Annotated in this window: 19 protein-coding genes and 1 other RNA gene; 10 read left to right on the top strand and 10 right to left on the bottom strand. The window is 64.5% G+C overall.

The features are described from left to right. Position 1 precedes the first annotated feature (1 nt). Positions 2 to 472 (bottom strand): hypothetical protein, encoded by a 471-nt coding sequence (locus J1C49_RS06410; RefSeq protein ID WP_227444978.1) that lies wholly within the window; start codon positions 470 to 472, stop codon positions 2 to 4. Continuing rightward, a complete protein-coding gene (locus J1C49_RS06405) occupies positions 469 to 2256 on the bottom strand; it encodes a DNA polymerase III subunit gamma/tau (protein WP_227445014.1) in 1788 nt (595 codons plus the stop codon). The genes J1C49_RS06410 and J1C49_RS06405 overlap by 4 nt, the downstream gene beginning before the upstream one ends. Before the next feature lie 400 nt (positions 2257 to 2656). On the opposite strand from J1C49_RS06405, the gene J1C49_RS06400 reads away from it, so the two are divergent. After that, positions 2657 to 3508: a neutral zinc metallopeptidase gene (locus J1C49_RS06400; RefSeq protein WP_227444977.1), complete on the top strand. Its 852-nt coding sequence runs from the start codon at positions 2657 to 2659 to the stop codon at positions 3506 to 3508. Beyond that, positions 3492 to 4331, top strand: a complete 840-nt coding sequence (locus J1C49_RS21930) for a protein-tyrosine phosphatase family protein (protein ID WP_370639379.1) — start codon at positions 3492 to 3494, stop codon at positions 4329 to 4331. Before J1C49_RS06400 ends, J1C49_RS21930 begins: the two co-directional genes overlap by 17 nt. 62 nt (positions 4332 to 4393) lie before the next feature. On the opposite strand, the gene ffs is transcribed toward J1C49_RS21930, so the two are convergent. Beyond that, an RNA gene (ffs, locus tag J1C49_RS06390) (signal recognition particle sRNA small type) lies at positions 4394 to 4491 on the bottom strand. A 132-nt stretch (positions 4492 to 4623) separates the two neighbouring features. Between ffs and J1C49_RS06385 the strand changes: the two genes are divergently transcribed. Beyond that, the gene (locus J1C49_RS06385; RefSeq protein ID WP_227444976.1) at positions 4624 to 5739 is read left to right on the top strand and encodes a class I SAM-dependent RNA methyltransferase; all 1116 of its coding nucleotides are present in this window, start codon (positions 4624 to 4626) and stop codon (positions 5737 to 5739) included. Positions 5740 to 5755: 16 nt separating this feature from the next. Here the strand turns inward: J1C49_RS06385 and J1C49_RS06380 are convergent, their stop codons facing one another. The 4 genes from J1C49_RS06380 to J1C49_RS06365 all read right to left on the bottom strand — a co-directional run bounded on the left by J1C49_RS06380 (position 5756) and on the right by J1C49_RS06365 (position 10735). Beyond that, a complete protein-coding gene (locus J1C49_RS06380; protein WP_227444975.1) occupies positions 5756 to 6397 on the bottom strand; it encodes an HAD family phosphatase in 642 nt (213 codons plus the stop codon). Then, positions 6394 to 6732 (bottom strand): hypothetical protein, encoded by a 339-nt coding sequence (locus J1C49_RS06375; RefSeq protein ID WP_227444974.1) that lies wholly within the window; start codon positions 6730 to 6732, stop codon positions 6394 to 6396. Before J1C49_RS06375 ends, J1C49_RS06380 begins: the two co-directional genes overlap by 4 nt. Before the next feature lie 246 nt (positions 6733 to 6978). Further along, positions 6979 to 8580 carry a DUF1217 domain-containing protein gene (locus tag J1C49_RS06370; RefSeq protein WP_227444973.1) on the bottom strand — a complete coding sequence of 534 codons (1602 nt, stop codon included), beginning with the start codon at positions 8578 to 8580 and terminating at the stop codon, positions 6979 to 6981. Positions 8581 to 8755: 175 nt separating this feature from the next. Further along, a complete protein-coding gene (locus J1C49_RS06365) occupies positions 8756 to 10735 on the bottom strand; it encodes a bifunctional 2',3'-cyclic-nucleotide 2'-phosphodiesterase/3'-nucleotidase (RefSeq protein ID WP_227444972.1) in 1980 nt (659 codons plus the stop codon). Positions 10736 to 10946: 211 nt separating this feature from the next. Here J1C49_RS06365 and nudC point away from each other — a divergent pair, with 211 nt between their 5' ends. From nudC to J1C49_RS06345, 4 genes are all read left to right on the top strand, one after another. Next, positions 10947 to 11915 (top strand): NAD(+) diphosphatase, encoded by a 969-nt coding sequence (nudC, locus tag J1C49_RS06360; RefSeq protein ID WP_227444971.1) that lies wholly within the window; start codon positions 10947 to 10949, stop codon positions 11913 to 11915. A gap of 77 nt (positions 11916 to 11992) precedes the next feature. Then, positions 11993 to 12469 (top strand): SRPBCC family protein, encoded by a 477-nt coding sequence (locus tag J1C49_RS06355; RefSeq protein ID WP_227444970.1) that lies wholly within the window; start codon positions 11993 to 11995, stop codon positions 12467 to 12469. Between the two features lie 175 nt (positions 12470 to 12644). Next, complete coding sequence (locus tag J1C49_RS06350) at positions 12645 to 13448, top strand: DUF4198 domain-containing protein (RefSeq protein WP_370639378.1); 804 nt, start codon at positions 12645 to 12647, stop codon at positions 13446 to 13448. Next, positions 13445 to 14860: an FAD-binding oxidoreductase gene (locus tag J1C49_RS06345; RefSeq protein ID WP_227444969.1), complete on the top strand. Its 1416-nt coding sequence runs from the start codon at positions 13445 to 13447 to the stop codon at positions 14858 to 14860. The genes J1C49_RS06350 and J1C49_RS06345 overlap by 4 nt, the downstream gene beginning before the upstream one ends. Before the next feature lie 558 nt (positions 14861 to 15418). On the opposite strand, the gene J1C49_RS06340 is transcribed toward J1C49_RS06345, so the two are convergent. From J1C49_RS06340 to J1C49_RS06330, 3 genes are all read right to left on the bottom strand, one after another. Continuing rightward, positions 15419 to 16159, bottom strand: a complete 741-nt coding sequence (locus J1C49_RS06340; RefSeq protein WP_227444968.1) for an OmpA family protein — start codon at positions 16157 to 16159, stop codon at positions 15419 to 15421. 93 nt (positions 16160 to 16252) lie between these two features. Next, positions 16253 to 18646 carry a DUF4384 domain-containing protein gene (locus tag J1C49_RS06335; RefSeq protein ID WP_227444967.1) on the bottom strand — a complete coding sequence of 798 codons (2394 nt, stop codon included), beginning with the start codon at positions 18644 to 18646 and terminating at the stop codon, positions 16253 to 16255. 52 nt (positions 18647 to 18698) lie between these two features. Continuing rightward, on the bottom strand, positions 18699 to 20855 hold the full coding sequence (locus tag J1C49_RS06330; RefSeq protein WP_227444966.1) for a trypsin-like peptidase domain-containing protein: 2157 nt from the start codon (positions 20853 to 20855) through the stop codon (positions 18699 to 18701). Between the two features lie 195 nt (positions 20856 to 21050). Here J1C49_RS06330 and J1C49_RS06325 point away from each other — a divergent pair, with 195 nt between their 5' ends. The 3 genes from J1C49_RS06325 to J1C49_RS06315 are packed head-to-tail and all read left to right on the top strand — an operon-like array spanning position 21051 to position 23401. Continuing rightward, positions 21051 to 21749 carry an ABC transporter permease gene (locus J1C49_RS06325; protein ID WP_227444965.1) on the top strand — a complete coding sequence of 233 codons (699 nt, stop codon included), beginning with the start codon at positions 21051 to 21053 and terminating at the stop codon, positions 21747 to 21749. Next, entirely contained in the window at positions 21742 to 22524 is a 783-nt protein-coding gene (locus tag J1C49_RS06320; protein WP_227444964.1) for an ATP-binding cassette domain-containing protein, read from the top strand. Before J1C49_RS06325 ends, J1C49_RS06320 begins: the two co-directional genes overlap by 8 nt. Before the next feature lie 58 nt (positions 22525 to 22582). Next, positions 22583 to 23401 carry a substrate-binding domain-containing protein gene (locus tag J1C49_RS06315; RefSeq protein ID WP_227444963.1) on the top strand — a complete coding sequence of 273 codons (819 nt, stop codon included), beginning with the start codon at positions 22583 to 22585 and terminating at the stop codon, positions 23399 to 23401.

The raw sequence follows: 23401 nt of genomic DNA, 5'->3' as shown, positions 1-23401 counted from the left end.
CTTACTCCTGAGTGTTGGACCGGCCCGTGTCGGGCGCGGTGTAAAGAACGGTTGCAATACATATTGCAGCCACGACCCCGATGAACAAGGCGGGTGAGGCCACGCAGCCTTGTTCGAGCGCGGATTGACTGACACCGAAGGCGTCCGACGTCCGGCCGAAGGCGATGATGCCGGCCATCAGAGACCAGCCACAGACAACGGCCAGCCCGCCGCGGGCGCTGCGCAGACGCCAGGCAAGCGCCGTGGCCAGCAAAAGACCGCCGGTGGCCGGTGAAGCGGCAAAGTGGAGCGCTTCATCGAGTATTGTGGCGTGGCCCGTTCCGGCGTCCCAGAAGGGGCGCGCCGTGGCGCAGGCGTCGGCCCGTGCCGCGGCGGGCACGAGCGCGACCAGTGCCGAGAGCGGCGCCGCGCGCAGCCCGCCTTGTGTGACGCGGAGGAGCGGCGGAGCACGACGGGGCGCAGCGCCTGTCATTCCTCGAAGGGGTCCCATTCGTCTTCGACTTCGGGCAGGGCCTCTTCGGATGCGGCATGGGCGATGTCTTCGGCGGAGCGGATCTCGACCACCTTGGCCTTGGGAAAGGCTTCCAGCGCGGCCTTGACCAGCGGGTGCGCCTTGGCCTCCGCTTCGAGCGCGAGCTTTGCGGCGTCCCGCTTTTCGGCAATGGTTTCGCTCGTGGCGTCGTTGACCACGGATACGGCCCAGCGGTTGCCCGTCCATCGTTGCAGCGCAGAGCCAAGGCGCTGGGCCAGATCGGGGGCGGCGGTTTCCGTTGGGGTGAAGGCGATCCGGCCGGGCTGATAGCTGGACAGCCGAACGCCGCCCTCGACCTCGACCAGAAGCCGGACATCGCGGTTGGCGCGGATCAGCTCCACCACGTGCTCGAAGCTTGGATAGCGGGCAAGCGCCTGTTCCAACGCGGCGGCAGGGGCGGTCGCGGCGCCACCATGGGGCGCGGATGCGGATGTCGGGGTCTGCGCGCCGAAGCCACCGGGCGCCTGTGTGGCCACCGGCGCGCCGGACGGGGTCTGCGCCCCGCGCGGCCCGGATGCGGCACCGGCGCCCGTTGTGGCAGGGGGCGTCCCCCCCGGTGGCGCCGGGGTTTCGGCCAGTTTGCGCACAAGGTCTTCGGGCGAGGGCAGTTCGGCGACATGGGTCAGGCGGATCACCGCCATTTCCGCCGCCATCATGGCATTGGGCGCGGCGGAAACCTCTTCGATCGCCTTCAGCACCATCTGCCACATGCGGCTGAGCGACCGCATGCCGAGACTGTCGCCGAAGGCCTGCCCGCGGACGCGCTCGTCGGGCGACACGGTCGGGTCCTCGGCCGCCTCGGGGGTGATCTTGACCACCGAGATCCAATGGGTGAGTTCGGCCAGATCGCGCAGCACCGCCAGCGGGTCGGCCCCGTCGGCATATTGGGTGGACAACTCGGTCAGAGCGCCGGCCGCATCGCCGCGCATGATCTTTTCGAACAGGTCCATCACCCGGCCCCGATCCGCCAGACCGAGCATCGCGCGGACCTGATCGGCGCTGGTCTCGCCCGCCCCGTGGCTGATCGCCTGATCGAGCAGCGAGGTCGCGTCGCGCGCGGAGCCTTCGGCGGCCCGCGTGATCAGCGCAAGCGCGTCGTCGCTGATCTCGGCGCCTTCCGACGTCGCGATCCGGCGCAGCATGGCGATCATCTCTTCGGGCTCGATGCGGCGCAGGTCGAAGCGCTGGCAGCGCGACAGGACTGTGACGGGCACCTTGCGGATCTCGGTGGTGGCAAAAATGAACTTCACATGCGCGGGCGGCTCTTCGAGCGTCTTGAGCAGCGCGTTGAACGCGCTGGTCGAGAGCATGTGCACCTCGTCGATGATGTAGATCTTGTAGCGTGCGGAGGCGGCGCGGTAATGCACGCTGTCGATGATTTCGCGAATGTCGCCGACACCGGTGCGCGAGGCGGCGTCCATTTCCATCACGTCCACATGGCGGCCTTCCATGATCGCCACGCAATGTTCGCACGCTCCGCAGGGATCTGTTGTCGGGCCGCCGGTCCCGTCCGGTCCGATGCAATTCATGCCCTTGGCGATGATCCGCGCGGTTGTCGTTTTCCCGGTGCCGCGGATGCCGGTCATGATGAAGGCCTGTGCGATCCGGTCGGCGGCGAACGCGTTGCGCAGCGTGCGCACCATCGCGTCTTGCCCGACGAGATCGGCAAAGGTTTCGGGACGGTATTTGCGGGCAAGCACCTGATAGGCGGGTTGATCGGACATGGGCACCGGGATGTGGGAGGACGAGTCGCTGGCAAAGTAGAAGGCCGGGAGCGGTTCGTCCATGCTCCGCACGGGTATTCCGCATATGCGCCCCCCGATCGGACCGACTTCTGCGAAAACGCGCGCGCTGGCCTTGGCCCGCCTTGGCCTGCGTTGCGGGCGGTGCCGGTTGCGGGCGCTTTGGCCGGGCGCGGTGCTTGCCGATTCGCAGCATATCGCTGCACCAAAAAGAGAAATTCACTCGAAATACTGGATTTGCTTAAAATTTGTGCGATATTGTGCTGGGCCGGACGGTGCCTGCGCGGCGCATCCGCGGGGTTCGTGCCCGGAAACCGAAATTTTCTGTGCATGCATGGGATGCTGTGTAACCCTGTATTCCGCACATCTGGGGAGGAAAGCCATGCGCTTGCGCGGCCGGCGCGAGAGTCGCAACATCGAAGACCGCCGGGGACAGCGGCGGGGGGGCGGTGGCGTCCGTATCGGTGGCTTTGGTCTGCTCGCGGTGCTGGCGATCGGATGGTTTACCGGGGCCGATATTCGTCCGCTGCTCAACGCGCTCGACCCCGGGGCGGCACCGGATCCGGGGCGGTCGGTGTCGGAGCTGACCGAAAGCGAGCGGCAGGCGGGTCGGTTTGTGTCTCAGGTGCTTGGCACGACGGAGGACGTCTGGAGCGCGGTGTTCCGGCAGCAACTCGGCGCGGTCTATGAGCCGCCGGTTCTGGTGCTGTTTTCCGGCGCCACGGCATCGCCCTGTGGCAATGCTTCGGGCGCGACGGGGCCTTTCTACTGCCCTGCGGATGAAAAAGCCTATCTCGACGTCGCGTTCTTTTCGTTCATGCGCGATGAATTGGGCGCGGAGGGCGATTTTGCCGGTGCCTATGTCATTGCACACGAGGTGGCGCATCACGTGCAGCACGAGCTTGGGGTTCTGGGGCAGGTCAATGCCTTGCGCCAGACCGCGGGGACGCGGGAAGCCAACGCGCTCACCGTGCGGCTCGAACTTCAGGCGGATTGCCTGTCGGGCGTATGGGCCCGCAATGTCCAGGGGCTGCTGGAGCCCGGCGACCTCGACGAGGCGCTGAATGCAGCAAGACGTATCGGTGACGATTACCTGCAAAAGCGGGCCGGGCGCGTGCCCAACCCGCACAGCTTTACCCATGGGACGTCGGAGCAGCGCCAGAATTGGTTTGCGCAAGGCTTCGAGACCGGAGACATCAATGCCTGTGACACGTTCAATGCAACCGCCCTTTGATCCGGACCAGAAACCCGCCGCGCCGACAGGCCCCGCACCCGGCGATGCCGCCCAGACCGAAACGCGGCCCACAGCGGGACCGGATCCGCGCGGGGTTGATCTGGCACCAAGGCAGGGCCCGGCTCCGCGCATAAAACGGGTGATCAAGGCGACGCCGCTCAGCGACCAGCCGGTTGTTCCCGTCGAAGCGGCGCCGGATGTTCCCACCAAGCCGATCGTGATGCGGGCGCTTGCAGCGGGTGGCGGGCTTCTTGTGATGGCGCCGGTTCCGGGAGCGGGGGGAGATTACTTCGGCGATCTTGGCCATGTCTACGATCTGGCGCCGGCGTTTGTGGTGTCGCTCACCACCGCCGCGGAGTTCTTCGAAGCGGGCGCCGCACAGCTGGGCCAGCATATTCAGGACAAGGGCACGCGCTGGGTGCATCTGCCGATTGTCGATTACGGCGTGCCGGACAATGACTTTGCGCTGGCCTGGCCGGAAGTGTCCTCGCGTCTGCGGCGTGCCCTGTTTGGCGGTGGGCGCGTGCTTGTGCATTGCAAGGGCGGCTGCGGCCGCACGGGCATGATCGCGCTGCGGCTGATGATCGAAGCGGGAGAGGACCCTCAGGAGGCGCTTGCACGGCTTCGGCAGGTGCATCCCGAGGCGATCGAGACCGAAGAGCAGATGCGCTGGGCCATGGCTGCGGAGCAGGGCGCAACATTTGCGGCCCGCCCGTCGGACAGCGCTGTGCGTCGCGCCATCGGAATCACCAATGGCCCCGCGGCGGCCCCGGCAAAGCCCGCCGGACTGCCGCCCGCCGCCGCCGGGCGTCGCGATCTGTGACCGGCACGACACGCGGGCGGGGAATGCGCGGCAAATGGCGCGTCGCTGACGATGTTCGAAGAAGGTGAGAGATTGACTGCGACCCAAGCGGGGCTCGTTGCGGCTGCTTCCTTCCGGACCTGACCGGGTTGGCGAGGCGCTTGCCCGCGCCAACCTCTCACCGCTCCACATAGTCGCCTTGGGCGCATGATGCAACCATTCCTAGCCTTTTGCGCCTTGCCCGGTGGGCCCATGCGCAGCGCCTTGCCGGTTTCTCCTCGCGAATTCGGGCGACACGGGATAAGCGGAGCCCATGGAGCTGTTCGATCTGTTTTTCTCCGCGCCGCCGGGACTTGAGACAACCCTTGCAGAAGAAGCCGCAAGCCTGGGATTCGCGCCTGTGACGGTGGTGCCCGGCGGGGTGGAAACACGTGGGGACTGGCCCGCCGTGTGGCGCGCCAACCTGTTGTTGCGCGGGGCAGGGCGTGTCCTGATCCGCTTCGCGTCGTTCCGTGCCATGCATCTTGCACAGCTCGACAAGCGGGCGCGCAAGCTGGCATGGCGCGACTTTTTGCATGAAGGGTGCGCGGTGCGGGTCGAGATGACCTGCCGCCGTTCCAGGATCTACCATGACCGGGCCGCGCGGCAGCGCGTGGAACAGGCCGTTGTCGCGGCACTGGGCGCAACCGTGGCGGGCGCAGACGATCCGGACGCGTTCCGGGTGATGGGGCGGATCGAGGATGATCTGGTCACGCTGAGCATCGATTCCTCCGGCGCCCCCTTGCACAAGCGCGGCTCCAAGACGTCTGTGGGCAAGGCGCCGATGCGGGAAACGCTGGCCGCGCTGTTCCTGCGGCAAATGGGGTATGACGGACAGGAGCCGGTTCTGGATCCGATGTGCGGGTCCGGCACATTCGTGATCGAAGCGGCCGAAATCGCGACCGGTCTCGCGCCCGGGCGGGCGCGCCGGTTCGCTTTTGAGGCACTGGCCGGGTTTGACATCGCTGCATGGGATGCGATGAAGGCGCGCCATGACCCGCATGAAACGGCACTCCGGTTTTACGGATCCGACCGTGACGACGGGGCCATTCGCGCGGCAACGGGCAACGCCAAAGCCGCCGGTGTGTCCGATGTCACCCGGTTTCACCGTGCAGCGATTTCGGATCTGGAGCGTCCGGAAGGCCCGCCGGGCATTGTTATGGTCAACCCGCCTTATGGCGCGCGGATCGGCAATCGCAAACTGCTTTTTGCGCTTTACGGCACCTTGGGCGCGGTATTGAAGGAGCGTTTCGCAGGCTGGCGTGTGGGCATCGTGACCAGCGATGGCGGTCTCGCAAAGGCCACGGGCCTTCCCTTCGACAAACCCGGTCCGCCGATTGCGCATGGCGGGCTGACGGTCAAACTTTACAAGACAGCGGCGCTGCGGTGAGCACGTTTCGCCGCGATCAGAAGGTCGCAAGCCCGGCGGCGCGCGCTCCGGTCAGCAGATCCTCCGCGACGTGATGGGCAAACCGGCCGGTAGACGGAACGAGATCCGGCACTTGCACCACGCGCATCCCGGCCCGGAACGCCGCCTCCGCGCCGGTTTCGCTGTCTTCGAAGGCGAGGCAATCCCGTGGGTCGACACCCAGCAGCCGCGCGGCGAGCAGGTAGGCGTCAGGCGCGGGTTTGCGATTGTCGACATCGTTGGCCGTGACCACCGCACCGAAGCCGCCGAGATCGGTCCGTTGCATCTTGCGCCGCGCGGAATGCCGCTGCGATGAGGTGGCGAGCCCTCGCGGAATGCCCAGCGCATCGGTTCCGGCCAACAAGGCCCGCGCGCCGGGTTTCAACGCGATTCCGCCGGCCTCGAGCCGCCGGGTTTCTGCGTTCCAAAGGGTTTCGAGCCTGCGCAGATCGATTTCGCCGAAATGGTTCTTGAGGATCGCCTCTCCGGATTCCTGATCGCGCCCGACCAGCATGGTCCAAAGATCCTCTTCAAGCGAAAGTCCCAACTGATCGAAGGCATATTGCCCGGCGGCACGCGCCAGCGCTTCGGTGTCGATCAATGTGCCGTCGAGGTCAAAAAGGATCGCGGCAAAGGTCATGCGTCGCGCAATCCGCCGGGACAGAAGAACCGGGTGAAGAGCCCGTAACACGTGGCCGACTTGCCGAACCCTTCGAGATCCACGCGCGCATACACCAAGCGCGCCTCGAACGTGATGTCTATCCCGGACCGGATAAGATCATAGCAGCTTGTCGGATCGAGCCTGCAGGCCAGAAGGGCGGCTTGCTCGGCGGTGGATTTGCCCCGCAACTCCTGATTGGCCACGGCAAGCAGCACCTGTTCGCGCATGGCGGTTTCGGCGTCATCGACGCCCGGGCGGGTGGCAAATCCCGCCAGCGCAGCAAGCGCGGCCAAAAGCAACAGAAAGCGCAGCATCGAAAGACCTCATCGGATGTTCCTGTCCCAAGTAATCCGGGACGGTCCCGGGGTAAATCCGTAAGGATGACCTGTGCGCAGAGGGTTTCCGCCTTCGTTCCGGCAAAAGCGGTATGTGCGACCGTGTTCGTCGGTCCAAGGCCGTGCCGCCGAGGTCCCGGGCTTGGGTTGCAAGTCCAACCCGAATGCCCCCTATCAGGCCGCGGACCACCGGGCCGAGAGCCGCGAGGGTCGTGCGAGCGGCGTCTAAAGCCCCCCGAGCAAAGACAGTGCCGCGGACGGTTGCTGCGCCAGCGGCTCGACACGCACGGCGTCTTGCAACAGGAAGCGGTTGCGCAATTCCTCAAGGCGGTCCGGCTCAAGATAGGCGCTCAGGTCGTCGGTTCCGAAGAACCGCTCGGAACGCTCCTTGAAGTCGACCAATTGCCGGTCGATATCGAGTGTCCCGAAACTCTGAGGAAGCTGGAGGGCCGTCTCGAAGACTTGCCGCAGCGGTTTTGATGCCATGACAGCGAACCATCGGGCATCCTTGGTGCTTGCCGTCTCCATCACCTGCGACAGGTCCCGTTCGAGCGACAAGGCCAGCCGCATTGTCGGGTCCACATTGCCGATGCTGATTTCAAACTGGCGATCCATGTAGTTCTGGACAATTTGCTCCGCAAAGCCGGCGGGATAGACGCGCGCGCTTTCCGGTTCCTTGAAGGAAAAAGCGTTCGCGAAGGCCCGGTAGCGGTCATCGCTGACCGCGTTGACGAGCGAATTCGGGTTCGCAAGGTCAGATGTCAGGATCCGGTTGGCGAAAGCCACCCGATCGTCGCGGCGCGGCAGGTCGAAAAACTCAATCGTATCGAGCATCAGCGGAATATCGGCAAAGAACTCGGCGGGGCTCGCGATCTCCGTGCTGCGTGAGGCCACGGTGTCGACGAAACCCTCAAGCTTGCTTGTGAACGTCAATCCGCTGGCCTCATCGGCAACCCGCTCGGCAAAGCCGAAGGCGTCGGCAAGGGCCGCGTAGCGGGTATCGTCCTCGCTGTTGGCGACCGAGGCGGGATCGCTCAGGTCCGAATTCAGGACCGCTTCGATGAAGCCCGGCCGCGCAGCATCCTCTTCAAGACCGAAGATTCGCAACGCCGCGTCCAGAAGCTCCGGCTCCGCGGCCAGATCGTCATAGGTGCGAATCTCGCTCGCCTTGCCCGCGAAGAGATCCGCAAAACCGTAGATCGTGTCCTGCCGGGACAGTTTTTCCCCAAGGCCGAAGGCCTCCGCAAGTTCAACGTAACGCGGATCACTGAGCTGATTGACGAAGGAGTCCGGATCGGACAGATCCGATTCCAGAACGCTCTTGAGGAAAAAACTGTTCCGCGCATCGTCTTCGAGCCCGAAATTGGTCAGCGTCGCGCGCAGCAGCACGGGATCGTTCAGCAGGTCATCCGCGCTCTGGAGATCGGCAAGCTGCTGCGCCACTTCATCGGCGGATTTTGGATTGGGCAGCTGCGGGCCGTCCTCCGAGGCAAAGTTGAACGCCTGTGCAAAGGCCAGATACCGCTTGTCGGAAAGGCGGTTGGCAAGCGATTTCGAATCGCTGAGGTCGGAATCGAGGATTTTCTGGATGAAGGCGCGGTTGTCGATATCGTCGCTCAACCCGAACGCGCCAAGCGCCACGCGCAGCAGGTCGCGGTTTTCCATCAGTTGTTCGGAGCTCTGCACGTCGGCGAGCTGATCAACGAATTTCTGCGTGTCACGGGAGATTTGCGGCGATTGTTCGAACACCGACTGCTGTTGCTCGCGGGTCCGTTGCAGGAAGTTGAAGCCCGCCAAGCCGGAACCAATGACCGTTGGTGTGAACATCCCCGCAACCTCCAAGCATCTGTCGCAGACGCAATGCCTAGAGAAGACGGCTTAACGAAGGGTTACCGATAAAATCTGTTGCGAATTGAAACCGTTGCGCGCCTTGCCGGCATTCCGGAACAGCGCGGGTCACCGGAGGATGCGCGATGGGGCGCACCCTCCGCCCGGCACGAGATTACAGGTTGATGCGGTATCGTGCGAAGCCGTCCGCACCGTCGCCGGCAGGTTCGATGTCGAGCGTCTCGACGCTGTCCACATGGTCTGCGGCCCGCGGCCCGGTTTCAAACAGCACCGACGTTCCGGGCATTGGCGCAAACGACCAGTTGAAATCGGCCTTCGGGTCTATTGTGCCCTGCTCCACGATATAGCGCACGATGACGTCGCGGTTGGTATCGGGCGCTTCGAAGATGATCGTATCGCCACCCGCACCGGGGAAATCGCCGCCCCCCGAGGCCCTGTAATTGTTGGTCGCGATCACGAATTCCATGTCATCCGTGACGGGCTGGCCGTTGTAGACAAGGGATTTGATCCGGTTGGCATCGGGGTTTTCCAACTCGCCCCTCGGGCCGAATTTTGACGGTTGAGACAGGTCGATCTGATAGATGACCCCGTCGATCACGTCAAAATTGTATGACGGAAACTCGGGATTGAGGAGGGTTGCATCCGCGCTGCCCGGTGCAACCTGGTTGAACATGCCGGCCGAGCGTTCGAGCCAGTCGCGCAGCTGCGCGCCGGTCACTTTCACGGCGCGGACAGTGTTTGGATAGAGGTAGAGATCGGCCACGTTCTTGATCGCGACATCGCCACGCGCGACATCGGTGTAGTAGTCGGGACCGCCGCGGCCACCGGCCTTGAAGGGGGCTGCCGCCGAAAGCAAGGGAAGTCCCGCGTATTCGGTGCCGCTCAGCATCTGTTCGAGATACCAGCGCTGCGCCTGGCTCACGATCTGAACCGAGGGGTCATCGGCGACCAGCGCGAAATAGCTGTGCAGCGGCGCATCGGTCTTGCCCACGGCGCGGCGCACATAGGCCAGCGTTTCCTCATGGGCCTTGGCGGCGCTGTCCAACACGGTCTGGCTGTCCTCCACAAGCGCCGTGACGGAGCGGTCTTCGTTGCGCCGCGCGATGGGACGGGCTTCGGTTTCGGAAGAGACGACGCGCCAGGAACCGCCCTCGCGTTCCAGCATCAGGTCGATCAGCCCCATGTGGCTGCCCCAGAATCCGCCCATGACGGCGGGCTTGCCCGAGACGGTGCCCGCGTCCACGTCCACCATTGCAAAATCGGCATAGGCCGGCGAGGGGAAGACAAGATGGCTGTGCCCGGTCACGATGGCATCCACCCCGTCGAGCGCGGCCAAAGGAACCGACGCGTTTTCCATCCCGTCGCTGCGCTGCGCGCTGCCGATGCCGGAATGGTTCAGCGCGATGATGATGTCCGCCCCGGCCTCGCGCATCTCCGGCACGTAGGCTTCCGCGGTCTCGACGATGTCGCGCGCTGTCACGTTGCCTTCGAGGTGCTTGCGGTCCCAGTTCATCACCTGCGGCGGGGTGAAGCCGATGAGGCCGATCTTGATCGGATGGCTGGTCCCGGCACCATCGGTCAGCATCCGCTCGAGGATCACGTAAGGCTTGAAAAGCGTCTTGTCCTCGCGCGGGGACGCCCCCGCCTCCAGCGCGACATTCGACAGGATGACCGGGAAGTCGGCGCCGGCCATGGATTTCATCAGGAAATCCAGCCCGTAATTGAATTCGTGATTGCCGATGGTCGCGGCGTCGTAGCCGACGGCATTCATCGCATCGATGATCGGGTGGGTGTCGCCCTCCTTCATGCCGCGCTCATAGGCAATGTAGTCCCCCATCGGATTGCCTTGCAGGAAATCGCCATTATCGACAAGCAGCGTGTTGGTGGCCTCCGCGCGGATCCCGTCGATGAGCGTGGCCGTGCGCGACAGGCCGACCGTGTCGCGCGGGCGATCCGCATAATAGTCATACGGAAACACATGCACATGCAGGTCGGTCGTTTCCATGATCCTCAGATGCGCCTGGTTGGTGGCGGCACGGGCGGAAAAGGGGTGAAGCGTGATCACGGCTGCTCCGGCGGTGGCGCCCGCGAGAAAACCTCTGCGAGACAAGGTCGAGGTGAAGGGATGGGTCATGATCGTGGCTCCTGAGCGAGGGGTTCGCACGATCTTAACATCGATTGTTTCATCAAAAGAAACGTAATTCCATCTGCATTGCAACCATAGGAAGACCGGTGACGCTGCGTTTCTTCTTTTTTGGTCGCTGGAAACGGATGACATTGGCGAACGCTTGCCCTCACAGCCTGCATTGTGCAGGGTCCGCGCGACGAGAGGGGAGACGCGGATCATGGAGCACGCAGAAACGGTGACCTTCGGGGGCTCCGGCCTTGATCGCGCGGCAGAGCTGCGTGGCGATATCGGGGCTGTTGCCGGAGCCCTGCAGGACGCGCGGGCGCGGATCATCCTGCTCTGGCGCGGCAAGGTGCTTGTCGATGGCGATGACACGCTTGGCGTTGTGCGTTTGGCGGCGACGCACCCGGTTTTGTCACACGCGACGGAGGCGCCGATCTTTCTCGGGCGCGAAGGTGAGGCCCCGGTTTTTGCCCATGACATCTCGGGTTGGACGCCGGGCGATCTTGATCCCGATACGCTGGGCGGGTTCCTCGATCCCTCGGAGCAACACCATCCGGCGCTGCCACCGACGATGCGCTTTGCAGAACTGCGCGCGATCATGATCCGGCTTGACGCGCGCGATGCCGAACTAGCGGCCACGGCCAAGGCCATTCTGGGCTGGCACGCGACACACGGGTTTTGTGCGCGCTGCGGGGCGGCATCGGAAATCCATCAGGCCGGATGGCAACGGATTTGTCCCGATTGCGGGGCGCATCATTTTCCACGCACCGACCCGGTGGTCATCATGTTGATCACGCAAGGCAATGCGTGTTTGCTGGGGCGCTCTCCGGGCTGGCCGGACGGGATGTATAGTTGCCTCGCGGGGTTTGTGGAGCCGGGTGAAACAATCGAAGCGGCGGTCCGGCGCGAGGTGTTCGAGGAAGCCGGTATCACGGTTGGCCGCGTGCGCTATCTCGCGTCCCAACCATGGCCGTTTCCGGCGTCCTTGATGATGGGTTGTCAGGGCGAAGCGCTGTCACGGGAACTGGCCATCGACCCCAACGAGATCGAAGACGCGCAATGGGTCACGCGCGAAGAGGTGGCGCTTGCCTTTGCGGGCGACCACCCGTGGCTCAAGCCCGCGCGCAAAGGGGCTATCGCGCATTTTCTCCTGCGCAATTGGCTCGCGGATACTTTGGATTAAGTGGTTCCGCGATAAACAGGCCGAATCGCCTGGGGGACGGGTTCGCCTGCCCCGGGGCTTCAGGAAGTGAAAGGTGCATGAAGTTCACGTCGACAACGCAGATCGCGGCCGCGCCCGAACATGTCTTTGCACTGCTGAGCGATTGCGACTGGATCGAGGCGCGCGCCCGCAACAGCGGGTTGGACCCGAAACGCGTGCCTCCTGACGCGGCCTTTGCGGTGGGCACGGCTTGGCAGATGCGCAGCGAGGTGCATGGTGTGGTCCGCGATATTTCTGTTGTGGTGCAGGACTGCACAGAGCCGGTCAGGATCGGCTTTCTCGCGCGGGCGGGAGGGGTGGAGTTTGTGACAGCGCTCGCGCTTGCGCCGCATGGCACCGGCGGCACCGTGGCGACGGTAACGGTCGACGTGCTGGCCAAATCGCTCTCCGCAAAGGTGCTGATGCAACCGATGAAAGTCGCCAAGGCGCAGATCGCACGCAAACTCGACGCACGCATCGCCGCTTATGCGGCCGAACTGGAACGCGCGATCGCATCCGGGGTGGTGGCGCGATGAACGGCGGACTTGCTTCCGCGCGCCCTTCGTCCGCGCGCCATAACGCGATGGGGCGGGCTGGTCCCGTGGCGCAGGGCTTTCGCCAGAATGACGGGCGCGTGACTGGCGAGTTTCGGTCATTGCGCTTGCAGCGCACCGCACTACGCTCTGTGTCAGAGCAAGAGGAGAGCATGTCGTGAGAATTCGGACAATGATAGTGGGTCTGTTGATGCTGGCGGCGCCGGCATTGGCTCATGAATTCTGGATTGATCCGGACCGGTTCACAGTGGAAAGCGGAGGCGAGATCGTCGCCGCAATCCGGGTCGGAGAGACGCTCAAGGGCTCCTCCTACAGCTACGTTCCGCCGAATTTCAAACGCTTTGACATTGTCATGAACGGGACGGTGACCCCGGTCGACGGGCGCGCAGGCGATCGACCGGCGCTCACCATGGTCGCACCGGATGACGGGCTCGCGGTGATCGTGCATGTCACCAAGGATTACACCCTGACCTACCGCGAGTGGGACAAGTTCGTGAATTTCACGGAGCACAAGGATTTCGAAGAGGTTCTTGCGGAACATGCCGAGCGGGGCTTGCCGCAACAGGGCTTCCGCGAACGATACTCGCGCCACGCCAAAAGCCTGATCGCGGTGGCCGGGGGGCAGGGCGCGGACAGCGAAGTCGGGCTTGAGACGGAGATCGTCGCGCTTGCAAACCCCTACACCGACGACGTGAGCGACGGCCTTCCCGTGCGCGTGCTGTATCAGGGGGCTCCACGGCCCGACGTCCAGGTCGAGCTTTTTGCGCGTGATCCCGAGGGCACCGTGACGGTCACGCTGCACCGCACGGACGCGGATGGGGTCGCGCGATTGCCGGTGGAACCGGGATGGATGTATCTGGCCGATCACGTGGTGATGCGCCCGCTCGTCGCGGAATCGGAGACGGACCCGGTCTGGGAAAGCCTTTGGGCGTCGCTGACCTTTGGCGTGGGCATCCCATGAGCGACGCGCTGATTTCCCGGTTTCGCGATTGTCTCGGCGCGCACCACGTGCTGACGGGATCGGATTGCGCGCCATGGTCCCGGGACTGGACCGGGGCCTATCGCTGGACGCCGCTATGCGTCGTGCGCCCGGGCAGCACGGCGGAGGTGTCGGCGGTGATGGCGCTTTGCCATGATGCGTCACAGCCTGTGGTCCCGATCAGCGGCAACACCGGACTGGCGGGCGGCACCAGCGGGCAGGGCGCCGTGATGCTGTCCATGGAGCGTCTCAATGCAGCGCCGAAAATCCGGCCACGTGCCCGCGTGGCCGAGGTCGAGGCCGGGGTCATCCTGAGCGACCTGCACGATGCCTGCGCAGAGCACAAGCTCGCCTTCCCGATGACCTTCGGCGCCCGCGGATCGGCGCGGATTGGCGGGCTTTTGTCGACCAATGCCGGGGGCAGCAACGTGCTGCGCTACGGCAATACCCGCGATCTGGTGCTTGGTCTGGAGGCCGTGATGGCCGATGGCCGGGTCATGGATCTGACCTCGGCGCTGCACAAGAACAACTCGGGCTATGATCTTCGGCACCTGTTGATAGGCGCAGAGGGCACGCTCGGGATCATCACCCGCGCCATGCTCAAGCTGGTGCAAAAACCGGTGGCGCGCGCAACGGGCTTTGTCGGTTTGCGGACGTTGGGAGAGGCGCTGGAGCTGCTCAACCTTCTCCAGGATGTCTCGGGCGGCGCGGTCGAGGCGTTTGAATACATGTCGCCGCGGTTCCTGGAGGCGCATGGCCAGCTTCACCCGGAAATCCGCCCGGTCCTGTCGAAGCCGCAGCCCGTGACGGTTTTGGTGGAGCTTGCCGGAACCGCAGAGCGTGACATGGCGGAGGATTTCGACGGACGGCCTGTGCTTGCGGGATATATGGAAGCGGTCCTGACCAAAATGATGGAAGACGGAGCGATTCTGGATGCGGTGGTGGCGCAGTCCGAAGCGCAGCGCGCGCAGTTCTGGGCCATTCGTGAATCCGCGGCAGAGGTCTCGCTGTCGCAGCCCGGCGCCATTGTCTGTGACCTCGCCGTGGCGCTTGATGACGTGGAGCCCGCGCTTGCAGCGCTCGATGCCCGGTTGGACGCGGTCGATCCGCAAGCGGCCTCGGTTGTCGTTGCACATCTGGGTGATGGGAACATCCATTATTCTGTCTGGCCCGGTGAGACGGCGGATGCGCACAAGGATATGCTGGTTGAAGCTGTGGAAGACGTGCTCATGTCCTTTGGCGGGTCGTTTTCCGCCGAGCATGGGATTGGACGCACGAAGCTGAGTTCGATGCAGCGCCGCAAGGACGCGGTGGCGCTCGATAGCATGCGGGCGATCAAATCGGCGCTGGATCCACGCGGGATCCTGAACCCGGGTGCTGTCATCCCCATCTGAGCGATGGCCGGCCTTGATCGGTCTGGTCCTTGGCCGCCGGACCGAGCGTTTGTGCCGAAAACCGCGCGTCGGAGACAGGCGAAACGCCGGGGCCCGTCTCGATGCGCCCGCTTGCCGGACAGGCGGGGGCTCAAATCGGGGATGGCTGGGCTGTGAGGCCCTGTGCCGAAAGGGGCCATGCGGGTCCGGATTGGCGACGCCGCCAAAGGGCGTGCCCTCTGTTTGCCGACGGGCGGTGGGCGCGGCCCGGTAGAGGCTCCGAAACAAGGCGCCGCCCCTCAAGCCATCGGTCGGCGGGTGGCGGTCAGTGACACGGTACGCCAAGCAACGGCGAAGCAAAGGCCCGTCCTCGCGCGGAGTCACGCCAAGATGCAACGCATGGCGAGCGGTGCATGCCTATGCTCTCAAGATCTTTCGGGGCGGCAGGACCTCGATGCGGCGGATACAAGGCGCTGTTCGGTTCGGTCCTGGGCGCCAGGCACGACCCCCGGTTCAAGACTGCGCTGGCAGATGCGCGACACGCGCTGGGCGTGGCCGCATGAGGCGAGAAGACGGCGCTCAGCCGCAAACCGATTGGGCGGTGCGCAGAACCTCGCCCGCATGATCGGGCAGCCGCAGGAATGTCACGCGCCGGTTGGCGGCCGCATCGGGGTAGGCGGCGTCCTTGAGCACGTATTCCCCGAACCCAACAGGATAGAGCGGCGTGAGCACGTAATTGGCTTCCAGCGCGCGGGTCACTTCTGCGGCGCGGCGTCGGCTCAGGTCGCAGTTATAGGCAAAGGACCCCTTTGCATCCGTATGGCCGATCACCGCATATTGCGCGCCTTGCAAGGCGGGATCCTGCATCGCCTTGATCAGAGAGGCGAGCTTGCCGCGCTGATCGCCGCGCACGAGATGAGAGTTGTAGTCGAACTCGATGGTGATCGCGACGGAGGGGAGCGCCACGCGCCCGTGATCCTTCGGTTTCGGCTCGGCATAATCCACGGGCGCGGGGGGCGGGGCGTCGGTCTTGGTCACCTTGCCCTCGTCGAGATCGAGCACCAGCGTCTCGTAGGCGATGTCAGCGGTGGACTCAAAGACCATGCCGCCGCTCTCGTTCTGCGTCGACAGTGCTGCTGCCGCACAATTCTGGCTATCGGCGTTCAGAAGGCAGGCAGCCAGCGGGTCACGCGGCGCGCGTTCAATGGTGATGGTGTCGTCTTCGCCGGGAATGAAGACCTGCGCGGGTGCCGGGGACGGAGCCGCGAGTGGCAGAGCGGTGACGAGTGCGAAAGAGAGGGCAGTCAGGAGCGGTTTCATCTTGGGCCCCTTTCGGGTGATTGCAGGCGGATGGGACGGGTTTTGAGAGACGGACAAGCGACCGGGGCACAAAGCCGCGCCCCGGTCAGGCGCTCAGTGATCGGTCACGGGAACCGTGATGCGCGCCTTGGCCACGTCGGGGTTGTGATCGGAGGTGGCGCGGTATTGCACGCCCGCATCCGTTACCTTGGCGTCGTCATTGAGATCGAGCACCAGCGTTTCCTGCACGATATCGCGGTAGGTTACGTCGTCCTGCGTGCGGTGGTTCGCGTCACAGGAGACCTTCGACGTGTCACGCGTCTCCAGCCCGATCGCCTTGTCGCCCCCGTTGCAGATCGCGATGATCGTCTCGAGACCCGCTTCGGTGGTGCGCAGCCCACCGCGTGGCGGGAAGATGTATTGCGTGCCGCCCGGGATCACGATGTCCTCCAGTCCGGGGAAGGGGTAGAGCACGCAGGAGCGATGCTTGTCATCGACTGAAATCAGGGTCAGCCGGCAATCGTGGCGCGGCTCGATGATCACCTTGAGCGCCTCACCCACCTTGTAGGTCGGCTGATCGGTATAGACGGTGAGATGCGAGCGGGTCGGCACCGAATGATCGGCAGGCTTGTGCTGGGCCACATCGCGCGCATCGTCATACGTGTCCGGCGCTTCGCGTTTTGCAGGGGCAGCGGCCTGCACATGGCGCGCGCCGACCACTTGCTGCACCGAATAGCTCAGCGTGTCGGGCACCGGCGCATCCGTCAGGATCGGTTGGTAATCGGTGACCTTGGGCAGCAGCGCGGCATAGGCCATCGCCCATTCGTCGCGCGCAATCGGCGACTGGTCGAGCCGGGTCATCATCGAGGCAAGATCGTGCCCGACAAAAGCGACGCGCGAGCGCAGCTCGTCTTCGGTCAGGCCCAGTTCGTTGGCGGCCTGCGCAAAATCGACGAACTGATCGACGTGATAGACAAAGAGCCCGCGCACCGGCTCAAGCCCGCCCGCCGTGCGCTCCGGGTCAAGCCCGGCGGAGCGCATCGCGCCAAAGAACTGGTCCATGTCCTGCTTCATGATCGCATCCACCGCCGGCTGTCCGGGGTAGAGCGCGTCGATTGTCTGACGCTGCGCAGGGGAGAGCGCGCGGTTGGCCATCGCCACGTCGCGGACCTTGTCTTCGTTGAAGCGGATGCCGCGCGAATGACACGAGATGCAGGAAATGCCGTTCACCACCTCGCCGGTGCCATCAGTATAATCGTCATCGCGCACGATCTGGGTCGGGCCCACATCGAGACGCGCGCCATCGGCGGTGTTGAGGTAATAGGCGTGAAAGCCATTGGGCAGGGTAAAGATGCTCTCGCCGCCGTCATGCTCGAAGGACAGCTCTTCGCCAAACGCTTCCTTGGGACCAAGCGGGTATTCAAAGAAGCTCTGCCGCGCCTTGGAGCCCGCAAAATCATACGACGTCCAGAAAAACCCGGTGCCAAGCGCGTGGCGTTCGATCAGCCGGTTATGAGTGGAGACGCCGCTGTCCTGAAACCCGGCGCGGATCACCTGTTCGTTTTTGATGTTGCGGACCATGTCGAGGCCGATCATCCGCTCCAGTCCCTGCACCGTGTCGGGCATGCCGAGCAGGTCGTAATAGAGCGGCGAGACGGGTGCTGTGGCCGCAAACCAATCGGCGCGGATCACCGGGATCTGGCTGCCGCTGAGGTGCTGAAGCTGTTGCAGATGTGCGTCGACGCTGGAGGTCACGCCGTAAGGGTAAAGCTCCTCGAGCCGGTGCCAGTTGGCCGCGTCCCAGTCGATATCCGGCAGGAAGATCCGGATCAGCGTCTGATGCTCGTCCACCGGCTCGAACTTGAACGGCGTCGGGTTCCAGCTCATCGCATTGATCAGCTTGATCGTCGCCTGCCGGTAGCCTTCGAGGTTCTCGGCGCTCACATCGGTGTCGTTATGCACCGGGCGCAACGACAGGTAGCGGATCCGGTCCTGGCGGTTGGTGGGTTGTTTCTGAAGATCCTGATGCGCGGCCTCGAACATCTCCGCCATGGTGACGATTTCGCGGGCGGGCGGGGCCTGATCGGCAAGAGAGGTGATCCACATCTGCACGGTCTCGATCTCCGCCTGCGTCGGGAAGCAGTCGAGATTGTCATAGGAGCAATCGTCCGGCATCGGTGGGGCCGCGGAGGGCAGCATGACCTGATGCAGCTTGGAGGCGTCCGGCTTGCCATGCAGCACAAATTTGGGATCCTGCGCGAGGCGGCGGATGTCGAGCACATGGCCGAACCCGGATTTCGGCTTGGTCAGCCCTTCCTTGAGCGCGCCTTCCTGATGGCAGCGCGCGCAATGCTTGTCGAGCACGGCAAAGGCGGCCTGCTCCTCCGCCGTGGCATCCATCGGCAGATCCATCATCGGCGGGGCCTGATCGTCTTGCGCGAGCGCGGGGCCCGCGATGAAGGTTGCGGCGACAAGGGCCGTGCTGCGGAGGAAATCTGAAAATGTCATGTCGGCTCTCCTGATCGTTCTGGAACCGCCGGCCTGGTGCAGACCGCCGGCGTCAATTGCATCGGATTGAAAGGAATTTTGCGCTGGACCAGCCGGTTGCCCGGGCTTGTCCGTTGTTGGGGTTGGTGCATCCGCCGGACACGCAGGCGATCCGCGCCCAGCCATCGCGCTGTGCGAGCACGCGGACGCTGTCGTCGAGGTAGACTTCGGACACTTTGCGCGCGGCGGTCGAGGGTTTGTCGCGCATGTTGAGATAGCTGTTGGAGCCGCCCCAATTGCGCGGATCGAGCCGCACCACACGGGCGGAACACTGCTGCACATAGGGTTTCGTCGCGGTCAGCAGCGGCGTGTAGACCCAGCCCTCGCGCCCGTTTGGGAGCGTGACATTGGACCAGTTGCCGGAGCTGCGCCGCACCGTGAGTGCCGTGCCCGGCGCGATTTCGGTGAAGTCATTGAACTGCGTGCCGGGGCCGGAGCGGACGTTCAGCCCGCCATCGGCGTTGTTGTCCGCATACATCACGCGTCCACCGCCAGCGTCGCCGCCGCCCGCCGCGCGGACGACCTCCGCCACATAGAGCCGCCCGGAGGAACAGAAGCTGTCACCGGGAATCGCGCCTTGCGACTTGAGCTGGTTCAGCCGCCAATCGCTCCGGGAGGTGGCAATCGTCTCCACGGTGATGCCGAAAAAGCCGTTCTGCGACTGGAAGATGCGCACGCCGTTACGCCCTGCAAACCACTGCCGCACGAAGGCCCGCGCCTCGGCCACACTCGCGCGTGAGGCGGTCACGATATAGCACTGACCGCTGGGCAGTTGGTAATTGCCGCGCACAAGCCGATAATCCGCGCCACCCGATGGCGGCGGGGCCGCGACGGGCGCCGTGAGATAGGCCACCCGCGAGGAGGTCTCGCGCCCGATGCAGGTCTCGTTGCTGCCGCAGGCGTTGCGGGTATTGGCGATCCACGCGCGCTGCTGCGCCGCCGTGGCCTTGCCGGACTGGGTGCGATAGGCGCGCTCAAGATCTGCGTCGAGCCCGGCCAGCCATTCGCTGCCGCAGATCGCGCGCTCGGTCGCGTTCAGCCCGCCATTGGCGCACCACGGACGCAGCGGCGCCTTGGCCATTGGCGCGGGCGGTTTCTCCACCGGAGTCTCCGGCGCGCTGCACTGATCGGCGATGAAGGCGGCGGCAAAGGGCGCGAAGGTATGCGCGTCACAGCGCTGGATATAGGCCTCATAGGCAAAGCAGCGCCCGAAATTCTTGGCTTCGGCATACAGCGTGTCGCAGATATTGGCTTCCGGTGCATCGGGCGTGACGACCGGGCCGGGATCCACGGGCGGCGGGCTGGCGTCGGTGACGGGCGGTCTCACCGTGCCGCCGCCGGGCGCGCGCAGCGCCGCCTCCAGCACCTCGGAGCGTGCGATGATCGCGTGCATCGGGATCGCGAAATTCACGCTGTCCTTCTTGGAGCCCGCATGATGCAGACCGACCACCTTTTGCAACGATGCATCGATCACCGGCGAGCCGGAATTGCCGGGCAGCGTGTCACAGGTGTGCAGAAGGCGCGCGCCCGAGACGGCGGGACGGTTGGCGCGGCACTGCTCGCGGCTGATCCGCTGCGCTTCGCCCATCGGGTGTCCGATCACCCAATAGGGATCGCCGTCGCGCGGGGTGCGGTCTGACAACTCCAGCATCCCGTAATCGGCAGACGGATTGCCGATCACCTCAAGCAGCGCGTAATCGAGATCCTGATGCGCCTCGACCGGGTTGGGCAGCACGACAAATTTCTGCGTGCCTTCCTCGACCCCGGTCTGGGTGTATCCGGCGACAAACTGCACCGCATCGATCCGCGTGGCGCGGGCGCGCTCATTGTCGAGAATGCCGGGCACGCAGTGGTAATTCGTCAGCACATGCCTGCTGGACACGATGAAGGCGGTGCAGGGAAATACGCCGTTGTCGGTCAGGATGTCGAGCCGCCCGACCGACAGGCCGATCCGGGCAAAGATGCTGTCATCCGAATAATTGGTGATCGACTCGTTGTTGTAGCTGCCGACCGACAGTTCGAGCGAGACGTCGCCCGCCCCCGCAGTCTGATTGCGCTTCAACACAACGCTCCCAAAGCTCGCACGGTCAAACCCCACGAAGTCCTGCGCGGGCAGAGCGCTGGCGGCAAAACATGCCGCGAAGGCCGCGGCGACAGCAAAAAAGCGCATGAAAACCCCCTGTGGCAAAGAATTGAGAGCAGCAAATGAGTGATCTGATGGTGGGTTACGACGGGTCATCCTGTCAACGAACGAAAACCATACCCTGTCTGCGACCGGGGCGATCCGACCAAAGTCGTAAAGAAAGGCATGGCACTTTTATGTGTTTTGGTGCATTTTTTCCCGCGATAGGGAGAAAAGACAGTCATGTTGGATGCGCTGGTGCAAGCTTTGGGGTTGATCGCATCCGGTGATCCGGACCTCTGGGCCATTGTGCTTCTGTCTTTGCGTGTGACGCTGACCGCCGTGGCGCTGTCCTGCATCATCGGCTTTCCGCTCGGTGCGGCGGTTGGCGCCCTGCGGTTTCCGGGGCGCGGGGGCGTGGCGCTTTTGCTCAACGCGCTGATGGGATTGCCGCCGGTTGTGGTCGGGCTCATGGTCTATCTTGCGCTCTCGGCCTCGGGGCCGTTTGGCGTTTTGGGCCTGCTCTATACGCCCACGGCCATGATCATTGCGCAGACCGTGCTGGTCACGCCGATCATCGCCGCCCTGACGCGTCAGGTGGTCGAGGATCTCGACGGCCAATATGCCGAACAATTCGCCTCGCTCGGCGTGCGCTGGCACGACCGGATCGCGGCGCTGTTATGGGATGCGCGCTACGCGCTGCTGACCGTGGCGCTCGCGGGTTTTGGCCGGGCGGTTGCAGAGGTTGGTGCGGTGCTCATCGTGGGCGGCAATATCAACCACGTCACAAGGGTCATGACGACGACAATCGCGCTGGAGACCTCCAAGGGCAATCTGCATCTGGCGCTGGCGCTGGGAGTTGTGCTTCTGATGCTGGCTCTGATCGTGAATGCAGCGGTCATGGCAGTGCGCCAGACGGCGGAGCGGGCGGCTTATGCGTGATCTGGCTGCGCAGGATCTCTTGAGCCGCGGTCACTCCCCGCAGACCGCCGCTGCGGTCTTGATGCGGGCGGAGGCCTTGCGCTTCGAGACGGCAGGCCGGGCCTTGTTGAAGGATGTCACGCTGGATCTTCGGGCCGGGCGCCACAGCGTCATCATGGGGCCGAACGGTGCCGGCAAGAGCCTGTTGCTTCGCGTGTTGCACGGCTTGGCGCGCCCGACGGGCGGCGCGGTGCTCTGGGAAGCCCGACCGCTTGATGCCGCCGCGCGCGCGCAGCAGGCCATGGTGTTCCAGCGGCCCGTGCTTCTGCGCCGCTCGGTGGCCGCGAACCTGCGTTTCGCGCTCGCTGCGCGTGGCGTGCCGCGCCGTTATCGCGCAGAGGGGGTCGCCGCAGGGCTTGTGCGCGCGCGGCTCGAACCGCTCGCCAACAGCCCCGCGCGGCGTCTTTCCGGTGGCGAACAACAGCGTCTGGCGTTGGCCATGGCGCTGGCCGCCAACCCCCGTCTTCTGTTTCTTGATGAGCCCACCGCAAGCCTCGATCCGGCCTCCACCCAGCTTGTGGAGACCATGCTTGGAGAGGCGCGCTCTGCCGGTGTCACCCTTGTAACCGTCACCCACGACGCCGGTCAGGCCCGTCGCATTGGCGACGATCTTGTCTTTCTGCAAGACGGCATGGTTGCCGAAACCGGTCCGCTGACCGAACGGCTCGCCGCGCCGCGCTCCGCCCCGTTGCGCGCGTGGATGGAGGGGCGTCTCTATATTCCCGAAACCCGCTGAACAGGCATGCAGTCTTCCATCCTGTCACCGCTCTCCAGTCCTCGAAAAGGAAATTCCCATGTATCGCCGCATGCTTTTCGCCATGGCCGCCAGTCTTTCGCTCGCCGTTGCGGCACCCGCCATGGCAGCGGAGGAGTTCATCCTCGTGCAATCCACCACATCGACACAGAATTCCGGACTCTTTGATCACATCCTGCCGCAATTCACCGGCGAAACCGGAATCGCTGTGCGGGTGGTGGCCGTGGGCACGGGGCAGGCGATCCGGAACGCGGCCAATGGCGATGGTGACGTGCTTTTCGTGCATGCGAAACCGGCGGAAGAGGCCTTTGTCGCGGAGGGCAACGGCATGGCACGCCATGACGTGATGTATAACGATTTCGTGCTGGTCGGCCCGTCCTCCGACCCGGCAGGGGTGCGCGGCATGACCGATGTGACGGCTGCTTTGGCCCGGATTGCCGAGGCCGAAACGCCTTTTGCCTCGCGCGGTGACGACAGCGGGACGCACAAGGCGGAGTTGCGCCTCTGGGCGCAAACGCCCGTAAGTGTCTCCGAAGCCTCCGGCGGCTGGTATCGCGAGACCGGGTCCGGCATGGGCGCGACGCTCAACATCGCGTCGGGCATGGGGGCCTATGCGATGACCGATCGCGCCACCTGGATCGCCTTTGCCAACAAGGGAGCGCTCGACATTCTCGTGGAAGGCGATGATCGCCTGTTCAATCAATACGGCATCATCCTCGTGAACCCAGAACGCCATCCAAACGTGAAAGCCGCTGCGGGGCAGGCCTTTGTCGATTGGATCTTGTCAGAGGAGGGGCAGTCCGCGATTGCCTCCTACACGTTGGAAGGCGAACAGCTTTTCTTTCCAAACGCAAAGTAG

Source organism: Cognatishimia sp. F0-27, assembly GCF_020667845.1.
Taxonomy (GTDB): domain Bacteria; phylum Pseudomonadota; class Alphaproteobacteria; order Rhodobacterales; family Rhodobacteraceae; genus JAFMPQ01.
Note: the sequence above shows the minus strand (reverse complement) of the source record. Positions and strands in the feature narration are given on the sequence as shown.